At 44.0% G+C, this 21,870-nt stretch carries 20 protein-coding genes; 8 read left to right on the top strand and 12 right to left on the bottom strand.

From position 1 onward, the window contains the following. Window position 1: 1 nt before the first annotated feature. The 5 genes from pheS to R8O70_RS15530 form a co-directional block, all read right to left on the bottom strand. Window positions 2-985, bottom strand: a complete 984-nt coding sequence (gene pheS / locus R8O70_RS15550) for a phenylalanine--tRNA ligase subunit alpha (protein ID WP_065645301.1) — start codon at window positions 983-985, stop codon at window positions 2-4. A gap of 190 nt (window positions 986-1,175) precedes the next feature. Continuing rightward, complete coding sequence (locus R8O70_RS15545; RefSeq protein ID WP_213889992.1) at window positions 1,176-2,351, bottom strand: hypothetical protein; 1,176 nt, start codon at window positions 2,349-2,351, stop codon at window positions 1,176-1,178. 10 nt (window positions 2,352-2,361) lie between these two features. Beyond that, complete coding sequence (locus R8O70_RS15540; RefSeq protein WP_213889993.1) at window positions 2,362-3,153, bottom strand: outer membrane lipoprotein-sorting protein; 792 nt, start codon at window positions 3,151-3,153, stop codon at window positions 2,362-2,364. Between the two features lie 18 nt (window positions 3,154-3,171). Continuing rightward, window positions 3,172-5,550: an efflux RND transporter permease subunit gene (locus tag R8O70_RS15535; RefSeq protein WP_213889994.1), complete on the bottom strand. Its 2,379-nt coding sequence runs from the start codon at window positions 5,548-5,550 to the stop codon at window positions 3,172-3,174. 249 nt (window positions 5,551-5,799) lie between these two features. Next, window positions 5,800-6,588 carry a TetR/AcrR family transcriptional regulator gene (locus tag R8O70_RS15530; RefSeq protein WP_005377913.1) on the bottom strand — a complete coding sequence of 263 codons (789 nt, stop codon included), beginning with the start codon at window positions 6,586-6,588 and terminating at the stop codon, window positions 5,800-5,802. Between the two features lie 270 nt (window positions 6,589-6,858). Between R8O70_RS15530 and R8O70_RS15525 the strand changes: the two genes are divergently transcribed. Next, window positions 6,859-7,044 (top strand): hypothetical protein, encoded by a 186-nt coding sequence (locus R8O70_RS15525; protein ID WP_005377915.1) that lies wholly within the window; start codon window positions 6,859-6,861, stop codon window positions 7,042-7,044. Here the strand turns inward: R8O70_RS15525 and R8O70_RS15520 are convergent. The 6 genes from R8O70_RS15520 to thrS all read right to left on the bottom strand — a co-directional run bounded on the left by R8O70_RS15520 (window position 7,037) and on the right by thrS (window position 11,913). Beyond that, window positions 7,037-7,846, bottom strand: coding sequence for a helix-turn-helix domain-containing protein (locus R8O70_RS15520; protein ID WP_005385480.1), 810 nt, complete (start codon window positions 7,844-7,846; stop codon window positions 7,037-7,039). The two genes, R8O70_RS15525 and R8O70_RS15520, sit on opposite strands and share 8 nt — an antisense overlap. Before the next feature lie 366 nt (window positions 7,847-8,212). After that, complete coding sequence (locus R8O70_RS15515; RefSeq protein ID WP_130546017.1) at window positions 8,213-8,530, bottom strand: heavy metal-binding domain-containing protein; 318 nt, start codon at window positions 8,528-8,530, stop codon at window positions 8,213-8,215. Between the two features lie 189 nt (window positions 8,531-8,719). Next, entirely contained in the window at window positions 8,720-9,073 is a 354-nt protein-coding gene (rplT, locus tag R8O70_RS15510) for a 50S ribosomal protein L20 (RefSeq protein WP_004727974.1), read from the bottom strand. A gap of 40 nt (window positions 9,074-9,113) precedes the next feature. Beyond that, entirely contained in the window at window positions 9,114-9,308 is a 195-nt protein-coding gene (gene rpmI, locus R8O70_RS15505; protein WP_005377932.1) for a 50S ribosomal protein L35, read from the bottom strand. Window positions 9,309-9,429: 121 nt separating this feature from the next. Beyond that, complete coding sequence (gene infC, locus R8O70_RS15500; RefSeq protein ID WP_080276913.1) at window positions 9,430-9,981, bottom strand: translation initiation factor IF-3; 552 nt, start codon at window positions 9,979-9,981, stop codon at window positions 9,430-9,432. A 3-nt stretch (window positions 9,982-9,984) separates the two neighbouring features. Next, window positions 9,985-11,913 carry a threonine--tRNA ligase gene (thrS, locus tag R8O70_RS15495; protein ID WP_005395892.1) on the bottom strand — a complete coding sequence of 643 codons (1,929 nt, stop codon included), beginning with the start codon at window positions 11,911-11,913 and terminating at the stop codon, window positions 9,985-9,987. Window positions 11,914-12,302: 389 nt separating this feature from the next. Between thrS and R8O70_RS15490 the strand changes: the two genes are divergently transcribed. Then, window positions 12,303-13,280, top strand: coding sequence for a DUF3187 family protein (locus tag R8O70_RS15490; protein WP_318184244.1), 978 nt, complete (start codon window positions 12,303-12,305; stop codon window positions 13,278-13,280). A gap of 6 nt (window positions 13,281-13,286) precedes the next feature. Here the strand turns inward: R8O70_RS15490 and R8O70_RS15485 are convergent, their stop codons facing one another. Further along, on the bottom strand, window positions 13,287-14,030 hold the full coding sequence (locus tag R8O70_RS15485) for a sporulation protein (RefSeq protein ID WP_017821818.1): 744 nt from the start codon (window positions 14,028-14,030) through the stop codon (window positions 13,287-13,289). Window positions 14,031-14,278: 248 nt separating this feature from the next. On the opposite strand from R8O70_RS15485, the gene hutC reads away from it, so the two are divergent. The 6 genes from hutC (at window position 14,279) to R8O70_RS15455 (ending at window position 21,757) form a co-directional block, all read left to right on the top strand. Beyond that, window positions 14,279-14,986: a histidine utilization repressor gene (gene hutC, locus R8O70_RS15480; protein WP_005377944.1), complete on the top strand. Its 708-nt coding sequence runs from the start codon at window positions 14,279-14,281 to the stop codon at window positions 14,984-14,986. 129 nt (window positions 14,987-15,115) lie between these two features. After that, the gene (gene hutI / locus R8O70_RS15475) at window positions 15,116-16,366 is read left to right on the top strand and encodes an imidazolonepropionase (protein WP_005377945.1); all 1,251 of its coding nucleotides are present in this window, start codon (window positions 15,116-15,118) and stop codon (window positions 16,364-16,366) included. Between the two features lies 1 nt (window position 16,367). Then, the gene (gene hutG, locus R8O70_RS15470) at window positions 16,368-17,378 is read left to right on the top strand and encodes a formimidoylglutamase (protein ID WP_005377946.1); all 1,011 of its coding nucleotides are present in this window, start codon (window positions 16,368-16,370) and stop codon (window positions 17,376-17,378) included. Window positions 17,379-17,451: 73 nt separating this feature from the next. Continuing rightward, window positions 17,452-19,149, top strand: coding sequence for a urocanate hydratase (hutU, locus tag R8O70_RS15465; RefSeq protein WP_025766830.1), 1,698 nt, complete (start codon window positions 17,452-17,454; stop codon window positions 19,147-19,149). An 11-nt stretch (window positions 19,150-19,160) separates the two neighbouring features. Beyond that, window positions 19,161-20,696 carry a histidine ammonia-lyase gene (hutH, locus tag R8O70_RS15460; protein WP_213890000.1) on the top strand — a complete coding sequence of 512 codons (1,536 nt, stop codon included), beginning with the start codon at window positions 19,161-19,163 and terminating at the stop codon, window positions 20,694-20,696. Between the two features lie 335 nt (window positions 20,697-21,031). Continuing rightward, complete coding sequence (locus tag R8O70_RS15455; protein WP_017821813.1) at window positions 21,032-21,757, top strand: DUF3581 domain-containing protein; 726 nt, start codon at window positions 21,032-21,034, stop codon at window positions 21,755-21,757. The last annotated feature ends 113 nt before the right edge of the window (window positions 21,758-21,870 follow it).

Here is a 21,870-nt window from a genome sequence, read left to right as displayed (position 1 = left end):
ATTACTTGAACTGTTTTAGGAAACGAAGATCGTTCTCGAAGAACGCACGTAGGTCGTTCACGCCGTAACGAAGCATTGTTAGACGCTCAACACCCATACCGAATGCGAAACCAGAGTATTTTTCAGGATCGATACCTACGCTACGTAGCACGTTCGGGTGAACCATACCGCAGCCTAGCACTTCTAACCATTTACCGTTTTTGCCTTTCACGTCTACTTCAGCTGAAGGCTCAGTGAATGGGAAGTAAGATGGACGGAAACGTACTTCTACTTCTTCTTCGAAGAAGTTACATAGGAAATCGTGCAGGATGCCTTTCAGCTGAGCAAAGTTTACGTTCTCATCAACCAGCATGCCTTCCACTTGGTGGAACATTGGCGTGTGCGTTTGGTCGTAGTCGTTACGGTATACACGGCCTGGTGCGATGAAACGGAATGGTGGTTTACCATTTTCCATCGTACGGATCTGTACGCCTGACGTGTGAGTACGAAGCATCAAATCTGGGTTGAAGAAGAAAGTATCGTGGTCAGTACGCGCTGGGTGATCAGCTGCGATGTTTAGTGCATCAAAGTTGTGGAATGCATCTTCGATTTCTGGACCAGACTCTGTGTTAAAGCCAAGTTCGCCAAAGAACTTCTCAATACGCTCTACAGTACGAGTAACTGGGTGTAGACCACCGTTCTCGATACGACGACCTGGTAGTGTCACGTCGATCGTTTCTGCTGCTAGCTTCGCTTCTAGCTCTGCACGTTGTAGTGCATCTTTACGAGCTGCGATAGCTTGCTGAACGACGCCTTTCGCTTTGTTGATCTCTTGACCAGCTTCACGGCGTTCTTCTGGTGGTAGTTTGCCTAGGCTTTGAAGTTGAGCAGTTAGCTCACCTTTTTTACCCAGATACTGAACACGCACTTCATCAAGTGCGACTAGCGATTCGGCAGCTTCAATTGCAGTGCTCGCGCTAGCAATGATCTCTTCTAGATGTTGCATCGTTTCCTCATCTACCTGTTGGTAGTGTCCATAAGGGAGTGATTGGTTTTTTGATAGCTGTACATAGTAGCCAAACCGGGCACCAATGCCAAATTGAATTACGAAAAGAAGAGGTTATTGAATAAAAAGAGCACAAAAACGTCAAAAATGTCATCTTTAGTTGATCTGCCGTTTAGTTGTGCCTTTTTTTTTAGAAATAGTATTGAATAGATAGCTCGATAAAATCGTCATCTCTAGCGAAGTAGAGCAAATCATTTGGTGTTTCATTTTTAAACAACCAAGCATCAATTTGCCACTTAACGTGATTCGATATTCGGCTCGATGCTTCTAACTTAGCATTGTAAACATCAGCGTTATCTAAATCCTTCGTAATTCCCGTCAATACTTCCGTTCCGTCCTCATCATTGAGCGCCCAACGAATACCTGCAAACACATCATTTTGACCGATAGTTTGTGCGTTGTTCCCACGACTGTCATAGAGGTACTCACCAATAACTCCCACATCCCAAACCGTGTCAAATGCACCGACGAAGGTATACTCAAAACCCGTCACAAGACCGACATGATTATCAGCGCTATCTCGATAAACACTTTCTAGTTTCCATAACCAATCGCCAACAATTCCTTGCACATCCAGACCGACATGACTCATCAGAGCGTAGTAAGGCTTTAATTCTCCGTACTCTAAACGAAAGTAAGGATCCCGGTTTGTTCCATATAAATAGCTTAGGCCTACGTCCCAATCGCCAAGCATTTTCGAATATCGAAAAGCCACATCTACGTGCTTCTCTTCTGTGCTTGATTCATAGATAGCATCATCAGAGACAACGGGTTCGGTTCGCAAGCGGCCATCTGTACCCGCAAACGTTCGTTCCCTAAAGTAAGGTAACAACATTGCGTGGACGGTGCCCCAGTCTTTGAAAGAGGTAAAATGTAACATCGGCTGACCGAGTTTATCTTCACCATCGACGGCTTCAATGGCATCTGTTTGGTTTACTACATCAACTAAATGGGCTGATTCAGTCACTCCCCAAAAGACCTTACTAATCCCAACTCGAAGCTCATAATCATCCCAATAAGTCAGATAAAGTGCCTCTCGTATGTCGCCATGACTTCGTTCATCGTCTAGACCATCCAGACGATAGAAAGGTGTGAAAGTAAAGTTTGCATCACCATTTTGCATCTCCCAGTAAAATTCTGGCTGCAAAACCAATGACGTTTGCGCTTTGCTCTGACCCTGAGAGCCCGTTTTAAAAAACTGACGATGCTCAATATTGACTTGTCCTGCGAGCTCGACGGCAGTCAGAGGCATCGAGTAAAAAAAGGCTGCTGCACTAAGCAACAACCCAACATTTAATCGCTTCATTTTTCCTCCACTACCTCACTCGCTTCAACACATTCTTATGAAAGTCATTGTCTTGTAATCCAGTGTTAAAACGCATTTCGCTAGTCGTTAGCTCAGTACTTTTTCCTGTTTGATGGTTTGTCATCGCCATAGTGTGCGCTCGCCAATATTGGTTGAGATATTGCTTGTAATCGGAAAAAGAAAGCGTTTTTAACAAAGAGCCTTTGCGGTCGTAAAACTCAACTTTAAGTGGACGATAATGCGCTTTATCTAACCACACCGTTTGCTTGGTATAACCTGAGTTCTTATCGGTCGGAATTTGCTCTACGACGAAAACATCTTGCCCGTTTATGCTGTCATCTTTTAGGTAGTTGAAACGGTATTTTTCAATCTCAAAGGAACTGAGATCCTCATACGCGAATTCACTGCCCATAAAAGGACCTGATTTGTTACGCGAGGAAATACGTTTCACACGTTTCAGTGCAGGAAGGTAAAGCCATTGGTCATCGGCACCCACCGTATGAGAATGGTTGAGAAACGCCGTGCCTTTTACATCTCTCGGTTCATCAAATATCGTGAGCCCTTTGTCACCATCGCCATCAACTTCAAGTGATTGTAAGCGCATTAAACGTGTGCTGCTTTCTCCTTGCGCGTTTCGCAGAATCATTTGCATCGTAGCAACAGAATCCCCCCACCCTTCATCACGGGCTTTGCGCTCTTGAGCAATCTCTAATCCTTTCGCTTGATCCGCTAACACCGCATGACTCATAAAAAGCGAGACAGAAAGTGCAGATACTTTTAAGGCATTTTTTAGTAAATTCATGTTCAATCCTTTGATTCGTTATGACTGAGTAACAGCCGTGGTTTGAGAGTCAGTTGATTTAAGCTTGTTTCGGCGGTCCACCTCGACGTAGACGCCTTTGTCAAACAACATCAGTAGAGTCGGTAGAAAGATGAAATCCACAACAAGGGCAATAAAGATGACAATGGCACTCAACTGTCCCATATCGGCATTTAAACGGAAGCTCGACATCGCCAGAACAGAGAAACCAGCAACAAGCACGACCGTCGTAATCCAGAGAGCGCGCCCCACGGTACGAAAGGCGTAGCGAACCGCTTGCTCCGCACTGTGGCCATCTTTACGAGCGTGTTGATATTTAGAAAGAAAGTGAACGGCGTCATCGACAACAACACCAAGCGTTAATGTCACAACGACAGACAATCCCAAGTTAATCTCGCCAGAAACCAGCGCCCAAATACCAAAACCAATAAGCGCAGGAGCAATATTCGGGACAAGACTAATTAAGCCAAGCTTGAACGAACGCAAGGCAAAGATCAGTAATGCAGAGATTAAGACAAGAGTAATGGGCAAGGTTGACAGCATGCTGGCCATATTCGTTTCACCAATATGCGCAAACATCAATGAAGGACTAGACGCAACAACATCATATTGAGGCGCGTTTTCGTTAAACCATTGGTAAATGCGATTTTCCAAATCAACAAGCTCGACGCTGCCCAAGTTCTCCACGGTGAGAACCATCTTGATCGACGACTTATCTACATTGATTTGGTTGTTCAAATCTAAACCATACGGTAGTGACATTTCATAAAGCAGCAGATATTGAGCCGCTAATTCTCTTTCTTGAGGGAGCGAGTAATAAGCCTGATCATCTCCATGCATGTTCTTGTTTAGGCGCTTATAAACATCGCTCAAGGTCGCAACATGGTCCGTTTCTGGCTGCAACCTTAGCCAGTCAGTAAATTTACCCACGGAATTGAGAAAATTAGGATCGGCAATGCCCTGCGATTCGTTGGTTTTTATCGCGATACTGATGTTCGCCATGCCACTGATTCGCTCTTCCATAAAATCAGCCGCTCGGCGAAATTCATTGCTATGGCCAAAGTACTCGACGGATTCATCATTGACTTTGTTCAGCGGAATCAAGCTCGCACTCGCGACAATAACAAGCACCGACAACGGCAATAACGCATGTCGCTTTGACACCACGAAATCTCCTAAATGATCCATAAAGTGCTTTCTTTCATCAGAAGTATCCGACTTCACCGTAACCGGAAGGATATTAAGCAAGGCGGGAAGTAACGTGATGGAAAGGAAACAAGCAACCATGACGCCAAGGGCTGATAGGTTGCCGAAATCTCTCAGGATTGGAGAATCCGACATATTCATCATTAAAAAGCCGATCGCGGTGGTAATGGAGGTAATCAAGATAGGCATGAAATTGAGCGCAATACTTCGCTCAATAGAGTGGGCTTTACTAAAGCCGTTTTGCATAGACTGACGCATTGTCGCGATGATGTGTACACAGTCTGCGACGGCAAGCGTCATCACCAAGGTAGGCACATTAACGGTCGCCGTGCTTAAGAACATACCAGCCCATCCTGACAAGCCCATTGTAACCATAACCGAGCCGATAATAACGATGAGCGTCGCGATGACGCTAAGCAATGAGCGCAACATGATGGTCAGAAACACCAATATCACTAGTAACATAGTAGGCACTAATGTTGCGCTATCATCTTGGGCTGCGGTCATAAACGCGTAGTTCATTGCAATAATACCAGCCTTGTGGAATTCCGTGTCTGGGTACACTTGCTGATAACGTTCAATCATTCCGTTTATGTAAGCAACCACCTCTTGTACTTCAGCAGTTTTATCTATTTCAGGGAGTTGGACCGTAATGTTTACGACCGTGACATCTCCTTTTTCAGAAATCAGTGAACTTTTCAAAACCGGCTCACTCAACGCAATACTTTTGACTTTCTCTATTCGTTGAGGTGTCAATTCATATTCGCTATACAGTAAGTCTTCGACAAGAAGATCATCTTCAAACGCTTCGGTATGCTGGTAGTTGGCGAGGGAATCAACGCGGGTGGAGTATGGAACTTGCCACGCCTCGTCAGTGATCTGCTGAATAAGAGATAATGTGCTAGGAGTAAAAACAGTGCCGCTCTTTGGCGCTATAACCAAAGCAAGACTGTCAGATTTTGCAAAGGTGGTTTGAATTTCATCAAACGCAAGTAACTGCTCATTTGTTCCATCAAAGAAGATGTCGTAATCTCCTCTAAAGTAAAGATTTTTTCCTCCAATAGTTGCTATGACAATCAATAAAACGGTAGCAAGCATCACCAATACACTGTAATTCGTTGGTAGCTTACCCCACCCTGAACGGGCGTATTGTTGAACGTTGTGATGTGGCATCACACTCTCCTTTTGTGACGTTTCGTCAAATTTAAAAACTAAAAAAACAGCAAATGCTGTAAATAACCAGACAAACTCGACATGCAAACTTTAGATCGAATGAATTTGGCTACATAAGTCAGTTTTTAGTAACTTCCTATGCTTCTCGTGATCATTGGCTGAACGCCAACCCTCGAGATTTAATGACGATTCGTCACAATAGTGCGATAAAAAAGCCAACCATAACGTCAGATTGGCCTTTCCAGTTTATTAGCGATTCACTGACTCTAAATAAGCAAGCTCTTCACTAAATAACTCCTGCTCCACTCGACGCCAGGTTTTACGGTAGTCCCATTCTGTAGATAAAGGCGACCAACCTAAACCATCAAGTAACATATTCGCGTTGTGCAGTACTGAGAATGGGTCCTGAATTCGCTGAATACATCGACTGTTCGATGCATTTTGCGCCAAAGCGTTTGAACCGAATGCAATAGACCAGTTGGCGAATACAATAGCATCAGAACCAATTGCGGGAGAAAACTTAAGATCACCACATTCTACCGCATTGTTCACCAGCGCATCAGCACCATCTATTACTTGTTCTTCCAAGTTATTCAGTTCATTCACACGTTTAGGCGAAGCCTTCTCTAGAACCCAAGGCGTCTTTGCAACAATCGCACAGGTTGATAGTACTGGCTCCATACGAGCGTAAATACGATAACCTACATGCATCGCAATGATTTTTTCTCTGGTATTGCCATTAAATTTGGCGGTACGTTCGAAAAATATTGCTTCGCTTTTCAGCGAATGAATACAAAGCGCAAGAATCACATCTTCTTTGCTGCAAAAATGATTGTAGATCGTCCCTTTAGAATAAGGGCTTGACGCTGTAAGCTTGTCCATCGTTAAGTTGGCAAAGCCTTGCTCTTGAACTAAAGACTTAGCCAATTGAATAAGCTCTATCTCACGATCAGCAATCGCCTGTTGCTTTTTTGTTAGCCCTGAAGACACACGACATCCGTCTTGCTTGCTATATTTTTTACAGCGAAAGTTAAACATAATCCTTTGATCCGTATACCAACACACTCCCAATAATTGTAACACGATTCTTTAATACAGGAACGTAACTAAAGTTGACGAACCGTCACAAATGACACTTCGTCATAATAGATCAAAAAACAAACATTTCAAGTATGAATTTATAATTAGAAGATAAATAGCCACCAATTATGCATACCCAAGTAGCTACAGGATGCTTGGTTCAACGAGAATGGTTTCTTTGTAGAGGAAGCGAGAGAGGCTTTGGGAGGAACAACGAAGGAAATCAGCATGTTAAAAATAACGAAAGTAGATGCTGAACAGGTATTATTCGAAATAAGCCCAAAACACTTTAAGTCTGAATTAAGAGCAAACACCGCTGAATGCCCTACTTACAAAGTATTTGCTGTCTTAGGCTTTTTCTTTTGCAACGCCCTTTCAGAAACTCTCTTCAAAAAAGGCTCAAAATCTATATAGATAGGCTTGGCTTATCACCTGCAGCTGCGATGGCATAACGAATATCATCAATAAATCGCCCCTCTGTCTCAATAATGCCGTCAGAGAATGTGACTGGCTGATGTGGCCCAGCAAGTAGAACAATATTAGTAAAATCAGAGACATTAAAGTTCTCTGCTACAACATTTTTGGAATGAAAATCGATGACGGTCTTTGCGACTTGATCTTCCAGTAACAAAAGCTGTTCTTCGGTAATTTTCATACGCGCCAAAGCAACGCGAACACACTTATCGTGGGTAGTCGTCTGCTCTTTTATGATTTCGGTATATTTGTCGTTGAGCTTGGAGTTCTCTGCATAGCTATAATATAAAGGTCCGTGCAGCGTTATATTTTTATCTTCATCAACGTAAACGAGATCCAACAACTCTAATGCTTTTAAGTAATCGGACATGCTCTGCTCAGACAAGTCATACTTTTTCTTTAAAATAGAATAGCCGTCTTTACCTCGTAACATTCTCAATTCACGATAAAAGTCGTAAAGGTGAGGGAATTGAAAGAATACTTCATCCTGTGTGCGACTAAAGTAATCCTCGTCTTCACCTTGCAATTGATTTGCGAGCTTTTGTAGTTCATCTAACGTGCAATCAACCGCTCTACAATATTCCAGCAACTTATCTAAAGCGAGATTCGTGCTTGTAAGATGTCTCTTAAAGGTAGACAGTGGCATACCCATTTTCTCAGATAGCTCTCGATATGTTAGCCCTTTTGTTTTAATCGCTTGGCGTAATGCGGCTAGCAAGTATTCGGGAGTCAGATCTCTCATCTACAATTCCTTTTGGCAATGTTACAGCTGTATAGTATTTGTAACAATTTAGAACCGCTTGGCAAGGTATAAGTTCATATTTTTATAAGAAAAACATGAATTAATATACTGAAAGGAGAATTCACACAACAAATGAAAAATTCAATATGAATTCAATTTCATTATAGATATAAAATAATATGCAAAATAAAAGTAAAGCAATTACTCTAAATTATCGTGATTAATTTTAATAGTAACGTAAAGTTGAGAATATAAACCTATTCGCTCTACAAAAATCTAGAATAATTAACCTAAAAGGAACAGAACGGTAAATGCATAATAATTCACCGCTCTCTATTGGCATTTTTGCAATGCTATTCAAGTAGACTAGTTCGCTAATTTCACCGCAGTACCAAATGCCAAAATTTCCGAAGAACCATCTACGATTGAGCTTGTGGTAAATCGAATCCCTACAATTGCATCGGCACCTTTAGACTCAGCGTCCGCCACCATGCGTTGTATAGCAATATCACGCGCGTCGGTCATCATTTCCGTGTAACCACGAATTTCGCCGCCAACAATGCTCTTGATACCCGCCATGAGGTCACGGCCAATATGTTTTGATTGAACAACATTACCAGTTACAACCCCTCTGATTTCAGAGATCTGCTTGCCAGGAATGCTTTCGGTCGTTGTGTAGATCATTTTTAATCCCTTATAAACGTAAAAATTTATACCCAAGCTACCTTATAACTAACATAAGATGCTAACCAATAAATTGAGAAGACTGATAAACAATACTCTAAATAACCAAGCTAAAAGTCATTTGGGTATAAATTTTAGCAATAAAAAAGGAGAGCTAATGCTCTCCTTCTCTTAATCCTAAACTGCTAATTAAAGAGCAGCTTTCGCTTTTTCAACTAGAACTGCAAATGCAGCTTTGTCGAATACTGCGATGTCCGCAAGGATCTTACGGTCGATCTCGATAGATGCTTTCTTAAGACCGTTGATGAAACGGCTGTAAGATAGACCATTTTGACGAGATGCCGCATTGATACGTGCAATCCATAGTTGACGGAATTGACGTTTCTTAGCGCGACGGTCACGGTAAGCGTATTGACCAGCTTTAGTAACTGCTTGGAAAGCTACGCGGTAAACACGTGAACGCGCACCGTAGTAACCTTTAGCTTGTTTTAGAACTTTCTTATGACGTGCACGAGCTTGTACACCACGTTTTACGCGAGGCATTATGCTTCTCCTAAACTAAACGATTGATAACTAAAAAGAATTAAGCGTATGGCAACATACGGATTACTGCAGCCACTTCACATTTTGGAAGGATTGCATTCGGACGTAGTTGACGCTTGTTCTTAGTAGTACGCTTAGTCAGGATGTGACGTTTTGTAGCGTGCTTGTACTTAATACCACCAGCAGTTTTCTTAAAACGCTTAGCAGCACCTTTGTTGGTTTTCATCTTAGGCATGATGAATAACTCCGCATTGAGTAGGTTTAATAAACAACGTAATTAGGGCGAACAAAACCCAGCCGTTATGCCTTTATCGAAAGGAAAGCGGCTAGGTTTTAATTACTTGATGAGCCGTTAATTACTTCTTTTTAGGGGCTAGCACCATGATCATCTGGCGACCTTCAATCTTCTTAGGGAAAGATTCAACTACAGCAATTTCTGCAGTATCTTCCTTAAGACGATTTAGAACGTCAACACCGATGTCTTGGTGTGCCATCTCTCGGCCACGGAAGCGAATTGTTACTTTCACTTTGTTGCCTTCTTCAAGGAAACGCGTCAGGTTGCGTAGTTTTACCTGATAGTCTCCAATATCAGTTCCAGGACGGAATTTTACTTCCTTGATCTGGACCTGCTTTTGCTTCTTCTTCTGCTCTTTAGCAGTTTTGCTCTTCTCGAAGAGGAACTTACCATAGTCCATCACACGACAAACAGGTGGCTCGGCGTTAGGACTGATCTCAACGAGATCCATACCAGCTTCTTCAGCAGCTGCAATGGCTTCTTGAATCGATACAACACCAACTGATTCACCGTCAGCGCCTGTTAGTCGAACTTCACGAATACCACGAATTTCACCGTTGATACGGTGCGGGTTTTGTTTTACCGGCTGTTGGCCACGTCTTCCGCCTTTAATAGCTTATTCCTCCAGATTGAGCTTACGGCTAGAGATCTCGTCTTGGATGTATGCAATAAAATCATCCACTTTAAATTTACCAAGATCTTTACCTTTACGAGTACGCACTGCAATTTCGCCAGCTTCCATTTCTTGGTCACCAACAACAAGCATATACGGTACACGCTTCAAAGTATGTTCGCGGATTTTAAAGCCAATCTTCTCATTTCTCAAGTCCGCTTTAGCTCTAATTCCACTTTTTTGTAGTTTTTGTACTATTTCTTGAACATAACCTGACTGTTTATCAGTAATGTTCATAAGAACTGCTTGTTCTGGCGCCAACCAAGTTGGGAAGAAACCAGCATATTCTTCGATAAGGATACCGATGAAGCGCTCTAGTGAACCTAGAATCGCACGGTGAATCATTACCGGTACAAGACGTTCATTGTTTTCACCTACATAAGTAGCGCCTAGGCGACCTGGTAGGTTGAAGTCTAGCTGGACAGTACCACACTGCCACGCACGGTCTAGACAATCGTATAGTGTGAATTCAATCTTAGGGCCGTAGAACGCACCCTCGCCTTCTTGAATTTCGTATGGGATATCCATCGATTCAAGAGACTGCTTCAATGCTTCTTCAGATTGATCCCAGATTTCATCTGAACCTACACGTTTCTCTGGACGAGTAGACAGTTTCACTACGATGTTGTCGAAACCAAATGTTTGGTACGTATCGTACACCATCTTGATACAGTTTGTTACTTCTTCTTGAATTTGGCTCTCAGTACAGAAAATGTGAGCGTCATCCTGAGTAAAGCCACGTACACGCATAATACCGTGTAGTGCACCAGATGGTTCGTTACGGTGACATGAGCCAAACTCAGCCATACGTAGCGGTAGGTCGCGGTACGATTTTAGACCTTGGTTGAAGATCTGTACGTGACCTGGACAGTTCATTGGCTTAATCGCGTATTCACGGTTCTCAGAAGAAGTTGTGAACATTGCATCAGCGTATTTATCCCAGTGACCTGAGCGTTCCCAAAGAACACGGTCCATCATAAGTGGACCTTTCACTTCTTGGTAACCGTACTCATCTAGCTTAGCGCGGATGAATACTTCTAGATCACGGAAGATAGACCAACCATTGTGATGCCAGAACACCATACCCGGTGCTTCTTGCTGCATGTGGAATAGGTCTAGTTGCTTACCAATCTTACGGTGATCACGCTTCGCCGCTTCTTCTAGGCGAGTTAGGTGCGCTTTCAGTGCTTTCTTGTCGTGGAAAGCCGTACCGTAGATACGTTGAAGCATTTTGTTGTCGCTGTTACCACGCCAGTAAGCACCTGCAACATTCAGCAAAGTGAAGTGTTGACAGAAGCTCATATTAGGAACGTGAGGACCACGACACATGTCGATGTATTCTTCATGGTGGTAAAGGCCTGGACGATCATCGCGAGATACGTTTTCGTCTAGGATTTCAACTTTGTATGGTTCGCCACGTGATTCAAACGTATCACGCGCTTCCTGCCAGCTTACTTTTTTCTTAACCACTTCGTACTTGGTTTTCGCTAGCTCTTTCATACGCTTTTCAATCTTTTCAAGATCTTCTTGCGTTAGAGATTCGTCTAGGTCGATATCGTAGTAGAAGCCATTGTCGATGGTTGGACCGATCGCCATTTTAGCTTGAGGGTAAAGCTGCTTAAGAGCGTGACCAAGAAGGTGAGCACAAGAGTGACGAACGATTTCTAGACCGTCTACTTCATCTTTAACTGTGATGATTTCAAGGCTTGCGTCTTCTTCAATTAGATCACACGCATCAACGCGGTTACCGTTTACACGACCAGCGATAGTTGCTTTTGCAAGACCAGGACCGATCGATTGCGCAACTTCCATAGTAGAAACTGGGTTGTCAAATTGACGCTGACTGCCGTCAGGAAGAGTAATAATAGGCATGCTATGTCCTTTACAGTGGTGTTGCACACCAAGCAACACATGTTATTCAAATTAGAAGCTATTTGTTGAAAATAGTTGAGAGTCAATAAAGGCCTCTCGGTAACACGAATACCGGACCGTTATCGAAAATGGGATTGTACCTAGCTCACATTTAGAATGCAAAGCGCGATTTTGTTTTGTCATAAGAACTTAACCGCAGACCCGTCACGACAATCTGATCATGCTTTTAAGGGACCAACGGAATTGCCCCTCAATGAACTTACACAACAAATTACAATATCGCCTATTACGTGTGAACCGATACAAAGCCTAACACGCTGGGCGAGAGCTCAACGTGCGATTTAGGTATATAGTTGTTTTATAGAGTAGTTTGTATGTAGGTATTCATCATGGTCTATTTCAAATCGCGCTTTATGGTGCTTCTAAGCACCTCGATATGTTCTTTACAAGCCTTCGCATCAAATGACTTATATGGCCCGCTGCGTTCTTACGCACAATCCCCAATGCAAGTGGTTAGTCACACTAACATACTGCGCTCAGGACATAGTCTGCCCTCTGGTTTTGTCGAAGCCTATGGTTCAGGAACCGTGGCAAGTGTTTGGGCTCATACTGATGAATACGCACTGGATTATTACCACAATCAAATCGAATTAGGCAACAAATGGCAAGTCAGCGATCGTTGGCAGTGGGAGCTCAACTATCGATGGGTCTTTGCCGCTGACAACCATTTAGATGGACTGACGAAAAGCTTCCATAAACTTTTCGGTATCGGACAAAATGGGCGGGATAAAGTAGACAGAGATCGTTTTTACATTTCAATGCCGCAATATGATGTGCTTGAAGATGATTTCGAAGGACAAACACTGGCCAATAACCTATCTACTTACTTACAGTATCAAGTGTTCCAAAATGAACATCACGGCCTATCGATTGGCGGCAGTTTGTATTTTAACGATGTGGCTCACGGCGCTTTTCAAGGTAGCAGTTTCGAGCAAGGCTTCCAATTAAACTACAGCTACTTAAGTGATGCTCATGCATTTTATTCGATGATTGGCATGACTTTTCGATCGGATGACCGTGCCTTGCTCGATCTGCCCTATCGACATAATACGATTGCCATTGCGGGTGGGTACCGTTATGCCTTAGAAGATAACCATCACCTGATGTTGGAATATCATTGGTATCAAGGCTCAACAGAAGGGCCCACAGAGTTTGCTGATGCCTCTAATGAACTGGTGTTAGGCTATCGATATCTAATGGAAAATTCAGCGCTTGAGTTTTTAGCCGTAGAGAACGCAAGAAACATGGATAACAGTACCGATATCGCTTTCACAATAGGATATCGGTACATATTTTCATCAAGTTGATGAGAGCTATAGATTTAGCGTTGGTGCAACTGCGGCAGCGACTTGAGCATCGGTTGCATTGATCGGCAACGTAAACGAGCGATATTGGTCACCAGCCAAGCTGAGCGAACGGTCAATCTCTGCCAAACAATGCATGACCTGCCCTTCCAGAATAAAAGAGAGCTCAATTTCTTTTGATGAGATAAAGCCGCTGTTACGGAACTCTAGCTCTTGATAAATACCAGAGCGAGAGGCAAACGAGCCACCGCGCAAAAAGCCTTTTTCAACATCGGCTTTAACCATAGTGAAGCCAGCTTGCTCGATCGCTTGAATAACCCGAGATGCTACTGGTAGTGGTTTCACTTCAATATAGTCACGGTCACGCGGGTCAATCGCAAAATCAATATCTAACGTCGTCTCGACCCAAACATGACATTGATTCTTAAGTGCGCTAACCGCAGTAATTGGCGTTTCATCATGCAGTTTTAGCTCAAACGGAACCTGCTTTTCTTCATTAGGTTGAATCACAAAAGGGTCAACTGCTTTCAATTGATCAATAGTGAAGGTTTGGTAACTTACGCTATCATCCACTTCGACTTTCATTTCCGTGTTCAATTTAATCGTAATAGCATCAATTTGTTGTTCGACGTCTCCGCCTTTGATATGAACATGCCCTTTCAGCGTCGCTCCTTGAAACACGCTCATTTCGTCCAAAATGGTATCTACTTTTGCAGAGCCGATCCCCAGTGATGCTTTCAATTTTTTAAACATACTTTTCCTTTTTTAGCGACTTTTCTTCTAATAATCGTTTGTTTACACAATTGTTTTCTGCTGTGCAAGCAATAGACCACAAGAAAATGTTTGAATTCAATCATCAATCCAAATAATGCTCAGCAGCAAGAGTCATTCAGCTCTGCAATAGGATTGTTCGGTCACTAAGCGGTATATTCGTCGAGAAATGTTTGCAATTTGTACCTAAATTAAGCAGTATTTGTATAGTCAAATAAAGGGAAATCATTATGTCTGCACCACTCTACATTCAAATTAAACAATTTATCCTGGATAAAATTGATGCTGGAGAGTGGGTAGTTGGTCATCGCATCGCCACCGAGATTGAGCTTACCGAGCAATTTGGTGTCAGTAGAATGACAGTGAACAAAGCAATTCGGGATTTAGTTAATGAGGGCCGATTACAACGTCGCCCACGCTTAGGCACGTTCGTGTGTGATCCTGGTGAAAAGTCAGAATCTCCCCTGCTAGACATTCGAAACATTGCCGAAGAAGTCAGCGATAGAGGGCGAAAGTATGGCAGTAAAGTGCTCAAACAGATTGCCATAAAAGCAGATGACAACATTGCGACAAAACTCGGCGTTATGCTAGGCACGACAGTGTTTTACAGTGAAATTATTCACTATGAAGACCAAACGCCGATTCAATTGGAGCTCCGCTGGGTGAATAGCCAATATGCCCCGAGTTATTTAAATCAAGACTTCACACAAATCACTCCAAATCAATACCTGTCAAATAATTGCCCACTCAGCGCGATAGAACATACTGTAGAGGCAATTGTGCCTGAAAGCCGTATTAAGCAAGACTTAAAAATGCAAGCCAATGAACCTTGCCTTCTCTTGAATCGCAGAACGTGGAGCCAAGATAAGTTAGTCAGTACCGCCCTACTTTATCACCCTGGTAACAAATATAAGCTGAGCTCAAAAGTGCTCATTTAAGGACAAGATTTGTCCTCTAGATCTACGTTTTGATCACATTTTAGCAACATCAATCTTGTCAGTGTTCTTATTTTGCTCTATTTATTTGTATATACATTTAATGATACAAATAAACACAGGGACACAAACATGGATTTGCTGATTGAAAACGCACGTCTAGTTACCATGCAATCGGGAGAATGCGGATACCTTCCAACGCCTCCAGCGCGCATTGGTATTCAATCTGGAAAAATCGTTGCGATCAGTACTTGTGCCATTGGTGAAGACGCACCGCAAACCGAGTCTCTGCTGTCTGCCCAACATTACGCTCAGAGTATCGACCTTCAAGGCAAGTTAGTTCTGCCAGGTTTGATCGACTGCCACACTCATCTTATTTACGCGGGCAATCGTGCCAACGAATTTGAAATGCGCTTAAACGGCGTGCCATATCAAGAAATTTCCAAACAAGGCGGTGGGATACTTTCAACGGTGCATGCGACGCGTTCAGCAACCGAAGCGCAATTAGTTGAGTTAGCGTTGCCACGTTTAGACGGGCTACTCGCGAGCGGCGTCACTTCTGTCGAAGTGAAATCAGGCTACGGATTGACACTGAATGATGAAGTAAAAATGCTCCGTGCAGCCAAAATGCTTGAACAAGAGCGCAAAGTTAAAATCACCACTACACTTCTCGCCGCTCACGCCATTCCGCCAGAGTTCCAAGGTCGTGCAGATGATTATATTGAGCACATTTGTCAGGACATAATCCCTGTTGTCGCAAAGGAAGAATTAGCTACGAGTGTCGATGTTTTTTGTGAATCGATTGGTTTCAATCTTGAACAAACAGAAAAAGTGTTTGTAGCTGCAAAACGTCACGGCTTAAAGGTTAAAGGGCATACTGAGCAGCTTTCTAATCTCGGTGGTACAGCCCTCACTGCGCAATACAACGGTCTGTCAGCGGATCACATCGAGTTTTTAGATGAGCAAGGTGTTAAAGCACTTGCTCGATCAAACACTGTCGCCACTCTATTGCCTGGCGCTTTTTATTTTCTAAGAGAAACTCAGTTACCACCGATTGAGTTGTTGAGAGAGCATAACGTGCCGATGGCAATTGCTACGGACGTCAACCCAGGTACATCACCATTTTCTGATCTCACACTCATGCTGAATATGGCGTGCACACTATTTCGCCTTACACCGCAAGAAGCACTGCGTGGTGTAACGCAACATGCAGCCAAAGCTCTGGGTTATCAAAACTCACGTGGCGAAATCAAAGTAGGGTTTGATGCGGACTTCTCTATCTGGGATATCGAAAGCCCTGCGGATTTAAGCTATCAAGTCGGAGCAAAACGTCTGGTAGGTCGTATAGTAAATGGTGAATACATTTCACACGGAGGCCAATAATATGTCTCAATTCGACCTACACTCTCCCCTATTTCATTGGCAAGGCCGTCATGATGCCGAGGACGGCAAGCTTGGTCAGCGAATTCATCACGTTGTTCAACGCCAAAAAGCAGATGAGTTGAGTGCCGTTGCGCATGGCGTCTCATTACTCGGTTTTGCTACCGACGCTGGCGTTGCGAGAAACAAAGGACGCATTGGCGCGAAAAAAGCGCCAGACTTAATCCGACGAGCACTCGCTAATTTAGCATGGCACCAAGACGCCCCACTATATGACTTAGGTACTGTGGTGTGTGAAGACGACTTACTGGAAGAGAGCCAAGCTCTATGTGCAGCAACCATTTCAAGCGCACTGCCCCATACGCCAGTCATCGTGCTAGGTGGTGGGCATGAGATTGCGTGGGCCTCCTTTTCCGGCTTAGCGGGGTATTTTAAAGAGCACTATCCAGAGAAGAAGCCTAAAATCGGCATTATTAATTTCGATGCTCATTTCGATTTGCGCGCATTTGAGAGCAACCTCGCCGACATAAGACCGAGCTCCGGCACACCCTTCAACCAAATTCATCATTTTTGTCAACGTAACGATTGGGACTTTCATTACGCTTGTATTGGTGTAAGCCGTAGTAGCAACACTAAAGCGCTATTTGAAAAAGCAGATGCGTTAAATGTTTGGTATGTAGAGGACAATCAGCTCTGCTACTTAAACCACAGTTATCACTTAACTCAGCTTCAGCATTTTATTGACGACTGTGACTACCTCTATTTGACCATTGATCTAGATGTATTTCCTGCCGCAACCGCACCTGGAGTCAGCGCACCAGCTGCTCGGGGAGTGAGTTACGACACTATTGCACCCTTTTTAGAGCGAATTCTTCATTACAAAAATAAGCTAATGCTGGCTGATATCGCCGAATACAACCCAAATTATGACGTCGATAGTCAAACTGCACGATTAGCTGCCCGTTTGTGTTGGGATATCGCCAACGCAATGGCGGAAAAACAGCACAAACCATGATGCATCCCAGATGCCACTGATTATTACGACCAAGCAAGTACTTGGTCATCACGAGAAACTAAAGGAGTCTGAAATGACACAGCGCCAGGGACAAGATCCACGACTTGATACAAGCAGAACAATTCGTGCACCTCACGGAGATAAACTGCGCGCAAAATCTTGGCTAACCGAAGCCCCTCTTCGTATGCTGATGAACAACCTTGATCCTGATGTTGCAGAACATCCACATTCACTGGTTGTATATGGCGGCATTGGCCGAGCAGCGCGAAACTGGGAATGTTACGACAAGATTGTTGAAGTACTTGAAAGACTCGAAGATGACCAAACGCTTTTAGTTCAATCAGGCAAGCCTGTTGGTGTTTTCCCTACTCATAAAAATGCCCCACGCGTGCTTATCGCAAACTCAAACCTTGTTCCGCATTGGGCAAACTGGGAACACTTCAACGAGCTCGATAAACAAGGCTTGATGATGTACGGCCAAATGACCGCTGGCAGCTGGATATACATTGGCTCGCAAGGTATCGTACAAGGCACATACGAAACGTTCGTATCTGTTGCAAAAAAACACTTTGACGGTGAAGCAAAGGGCCGTTGGATTCTAACAGGTGGTCTTGGTGGCATGGGTGGTGCTCAACCTCTCGCTGGTACAATGGCGGGCTTCTCCATGATTGCAGTAGAGTGTGATGAATCACGTATCGATTACCGCCTGCGTACAGGCTATGTCGATAAGAAAGCGACTTCTTTAGATGAAGCGCTAGCTATCATTAAAGAGTCAGACACACCAGTATCGGTTGGTCTACTAGGTAATGCAGCAGACGTTTTCTCTGAGCTGGTAGAACGTAATATCACGCCTGATGTCGTAACAGACCAAACGTCTGCACACGACCCGCTCAATGGCTATTTACCACAAGGCTGGAGCATGTCTCACGCAGCAGAAATGCGTTTGCAAGATGAAGCAATGGTCGTAAAAGCAGCGAAAAAATCCATGGCTGTGCAAGTTCAAGCGATGTTAGAGCTGCAAAATCGCGGCGCCGCAACACTCGACTACGGTAACAACATCCGCCAGATGGCCTTGGAAGAAGGCGTAGAAAACGCATTCGATTTTCCTGGCTTCGTTCCAGCCTACATTCGTCCTCTATTCTGTGAAGGTATCGGTCCTTTCCGTTGGGCTGCTCTCTCTGGCGATCCTGAGGACATTTATAAAACCGACCAAAAAGTAAAAGAGCTAATTCCAGATAATCCGCACTTACATAACTGGCTAGATATGGCTCGCGAACGCATCCAGTTCCAAGGTTTACCTGCGCGTATTTGCTGGGTTGGTCTTAAAGATCGTGAGCGTCTTGGTCAAGCATTCAACGAAATGGTGAAAAATGGCGAACTTAAAGCGCCCGTTGTCATTGGTCGAGATCACTTAGATTCTGGCTCTGTAGCAAGCCCGAACCGTGAAACCGAAGGTATGATGGACGGTTCTGACGCCGTATCAGACTGGCCATTATTAAACGCGCTACTCAACACGGCGGGCGGCGCAACTTGGGTTTCACTACACCACGGTGGTGGCGTAGGTATGGGCTTCTCGCAACACTCAGGTATGGTTATCTGCTGTGACGGCAGTGAAGATGCCTCAGAACGTATTGCCCGCGTGCTGCATAACGACCCAGCAACAGGCGTTATGCGTCATGCTGATGCGGGATACGATATCGCTAAACAATGTGCAGCAGAGCAAGGGCTAGATTTGCCAATGCTCAACGAAGAACTGAAGAAGCTCAAGTAAGGATGAAAGAGATGTTAAATTTAACGCTAAAGCCAGGTCATATTAGCTTAAACGAACTACGCCAAGTGAGCCGTTCACCAGTCAACCTTACTTTGGATCCTGAAGCCATTCCGGCCATTGAAGAAAGCACACAGGTCGTAGACCGAGTCATCGCGGAAGATCGAACGGTTTACGGAATTAACACTGGTTTTGGGCTATTGGCTAACACACGAATAGCACCAGAAGATTTAGAAACACTGCAACGCAGTATCGTTCTTTCTCATGCGGCAGGTATCGGTGAGTTTATGTCAGATGAAACGGTTCGTATGATGATGGTATTAAAAATCAATAGTCTGTCTCGTGGCTTTTCTGGGATTCGCCTAAAAGTCATTAATATGCTGACCGACCTAGTCAACGCACAAGTTTACCCTTGCGTACCTAAAAAGGGCTCTGTTGGCGCATCAGGTGACTTAGCTCCTCTAGCCCATATGAGCACAGTATTACTGGGAGAAGGACAAGCTCGCCACAACGGTAATATCATTTCCGGGCAAGAAGCTTTAAAAATCGCAGGTCTAGAGCCTATCACTCTGGCGCCAAAAGAAGGCTTAGCGCTACTAAATGGGACTCAGGCATCCACAGCGTTCGCATTGGAAGGCCTGTTTATCGCGGAAGACCTTTTCGCGTCAGCAACCGTTTGTGGTGCAATGTCTGTTGAAGCCGCTCTCGGCAGCCGACGTCCATTCGATCCGCGCATTCACCGTGTACGTGGTCATCGCAGCCAAATGGACGCAGCACTCGCATACCGTCATTTGTTAGACACATCGAGTGAAATAGGTGACTCGCACACTAACTGTGAAAAAGTGCAAGACCCGTATTCTTTGCGCTGTCAGCCTCAAGTGATGGGCGCGTGTTTACAGCAAATCCGCAATGCGGCGGAAGTATTACAAGTAGAAGCGAACTCCGTATCAGATAATCCGTTGGTGTTTGCTGAAGATGGTGACATCATCTCTGGCGGTAACTTCCACGCGGAGCCTGTTGCAATGGCAGCCGACAACCTAGCACTTGCGATTGCCGAGATCGGCAGCTTGTCTGAACGTCGTATGGCATTACTTATCGATAGCGCGCTATCAAAACTGCCACCGTTCTTAGTCGACAATGGTGGTGTGAACTCTGGTTTCATGATCGCTCAGGTGACCTCTGCTGCGTTAGCAAGTGAAAACAAAACGCTCGCTCACCCAGCGTCAGTAGACAGCTTGCCAACATCTGCAAACCAAGAAGATCACGTGTCAATGGCAACATTCGCGGCTCGCAGATTGAAAGAAATGGGCGAAAACACTCGCGGTATTCTGGCGGTAGAATACCTCTCAGCAGCACAAGGCCTAGACTTTAGAGCACCAAACAAGTCCTCTGAGCGTATTGAGATTGCGAAACAAATGTTGCGTGAAAAAGTATCGTTCTACGATAAAGATCGCTACTTTGCTCCAGACATTGAACAGGCAAATACTCTGCTTAAGCTGGCTATCCACAACACGCTCATGCCAGAGAGCTTGTTACCAAGTGTTCAATAACCAAGCATAACTGGCATTTCATCGAATAAACAGATAATGACTTGAAGGCTCTACGTTCAGCGTGGAGCCTTTTTACATACGATTAAACATGTTGATGGCACTATTTATGAACGCCAGTCTACTTTGATGGCTATACTTTAAAAGATAGGCGAGCGAAAAAGTCGTTGTTTATTGTTTTCACAAATAAAAGCGTTGCTAAAGTATGCGTTTTTAACGGTTTATCCGCCGAAATAGTGTCTTATTGTTAGGATACGGTGAAGTTTTCACTGGATGGACCATTGCTACGCAGATATTCGCATATAATCCCACACAGTTTTGGTTACTACGTAAAAATTATGTTTCTAACACCTTATTTTTCAAACACTAATCACCAGTTTCAGTTCACTCGCGAACAAGCAAGCCACTTTGCAAAACGTGTCGCAGGTGACTACAACCCAATTCATGATGAAGACAACAAACGCTTTTGTGTCCCTGGAGATTTACTTTTCGCTGTGCTTCTTAGTAAAGAAGGCGTTAGCCAAAAGATGCGTTTTAACTTCTCTGGCATGGTAAACGATGGTGTAGCACTTCATATTGAAAATAAGTGTGACAAAGAAAGCGCTGTTGTTGACGAGGCAGGTAAAGAATACTTACACATGTCCCGTGAAGGTGAAACTAACCACGATCCGGCATTTATTGAGCATGTAGTGACAAATTACGTGCAATTTTCTGGTATGAACTTCCCTCACATCATGGTTCCTCTTATGGAAGAGAAGCAAATGATGATTAACTGCCAGCGTCCATTAGTTATTTATGAAAGCATGGAAGTCGAATTTTCACGCTTAGACCTTACGCATCCAGAGGTGGATTTCACTGGCGCAACATTCGACGTAGAAGGAAAACGAGGTGTAGTCACCTTAAACTTTGCGTTTAAAGAAGACGGTGAAGTCGTTGGTAAAGGTATTAAGCGCATGGTTGCAAGTGGCTTGAAGCCATATGACCAAGAAGCGGTTGACGACCTTGTACGCCGCTTTAATGAACGTAAGGATGCATTCCTAGCAAAGTTCGTTAAGGCAGCCTAGTCGACTGCCCTATCAGAAGCGCACAAAAAACGTGTTTGACCCGTCCTGATATGGGTTGACACTTTTTAACTAAAACGCTCGATGTACTTCATCGGGCGTTTTGTATTTTAAAG

This window comes from Vibrio sp. 779(2023) (assembly GCF_033344285.1).
GTDB lineage: Bacteria > Pseudomonadota > Gammaproteobacteria > Enterobacterales > Vibrionaceae > Vibrio > Vibrio alginolyticus.
The sequence above is the reverse complement of the archived record's forward strand: the minus strand, read 5'-3'. Positions and strand labels throughout refer to the sequence as shown.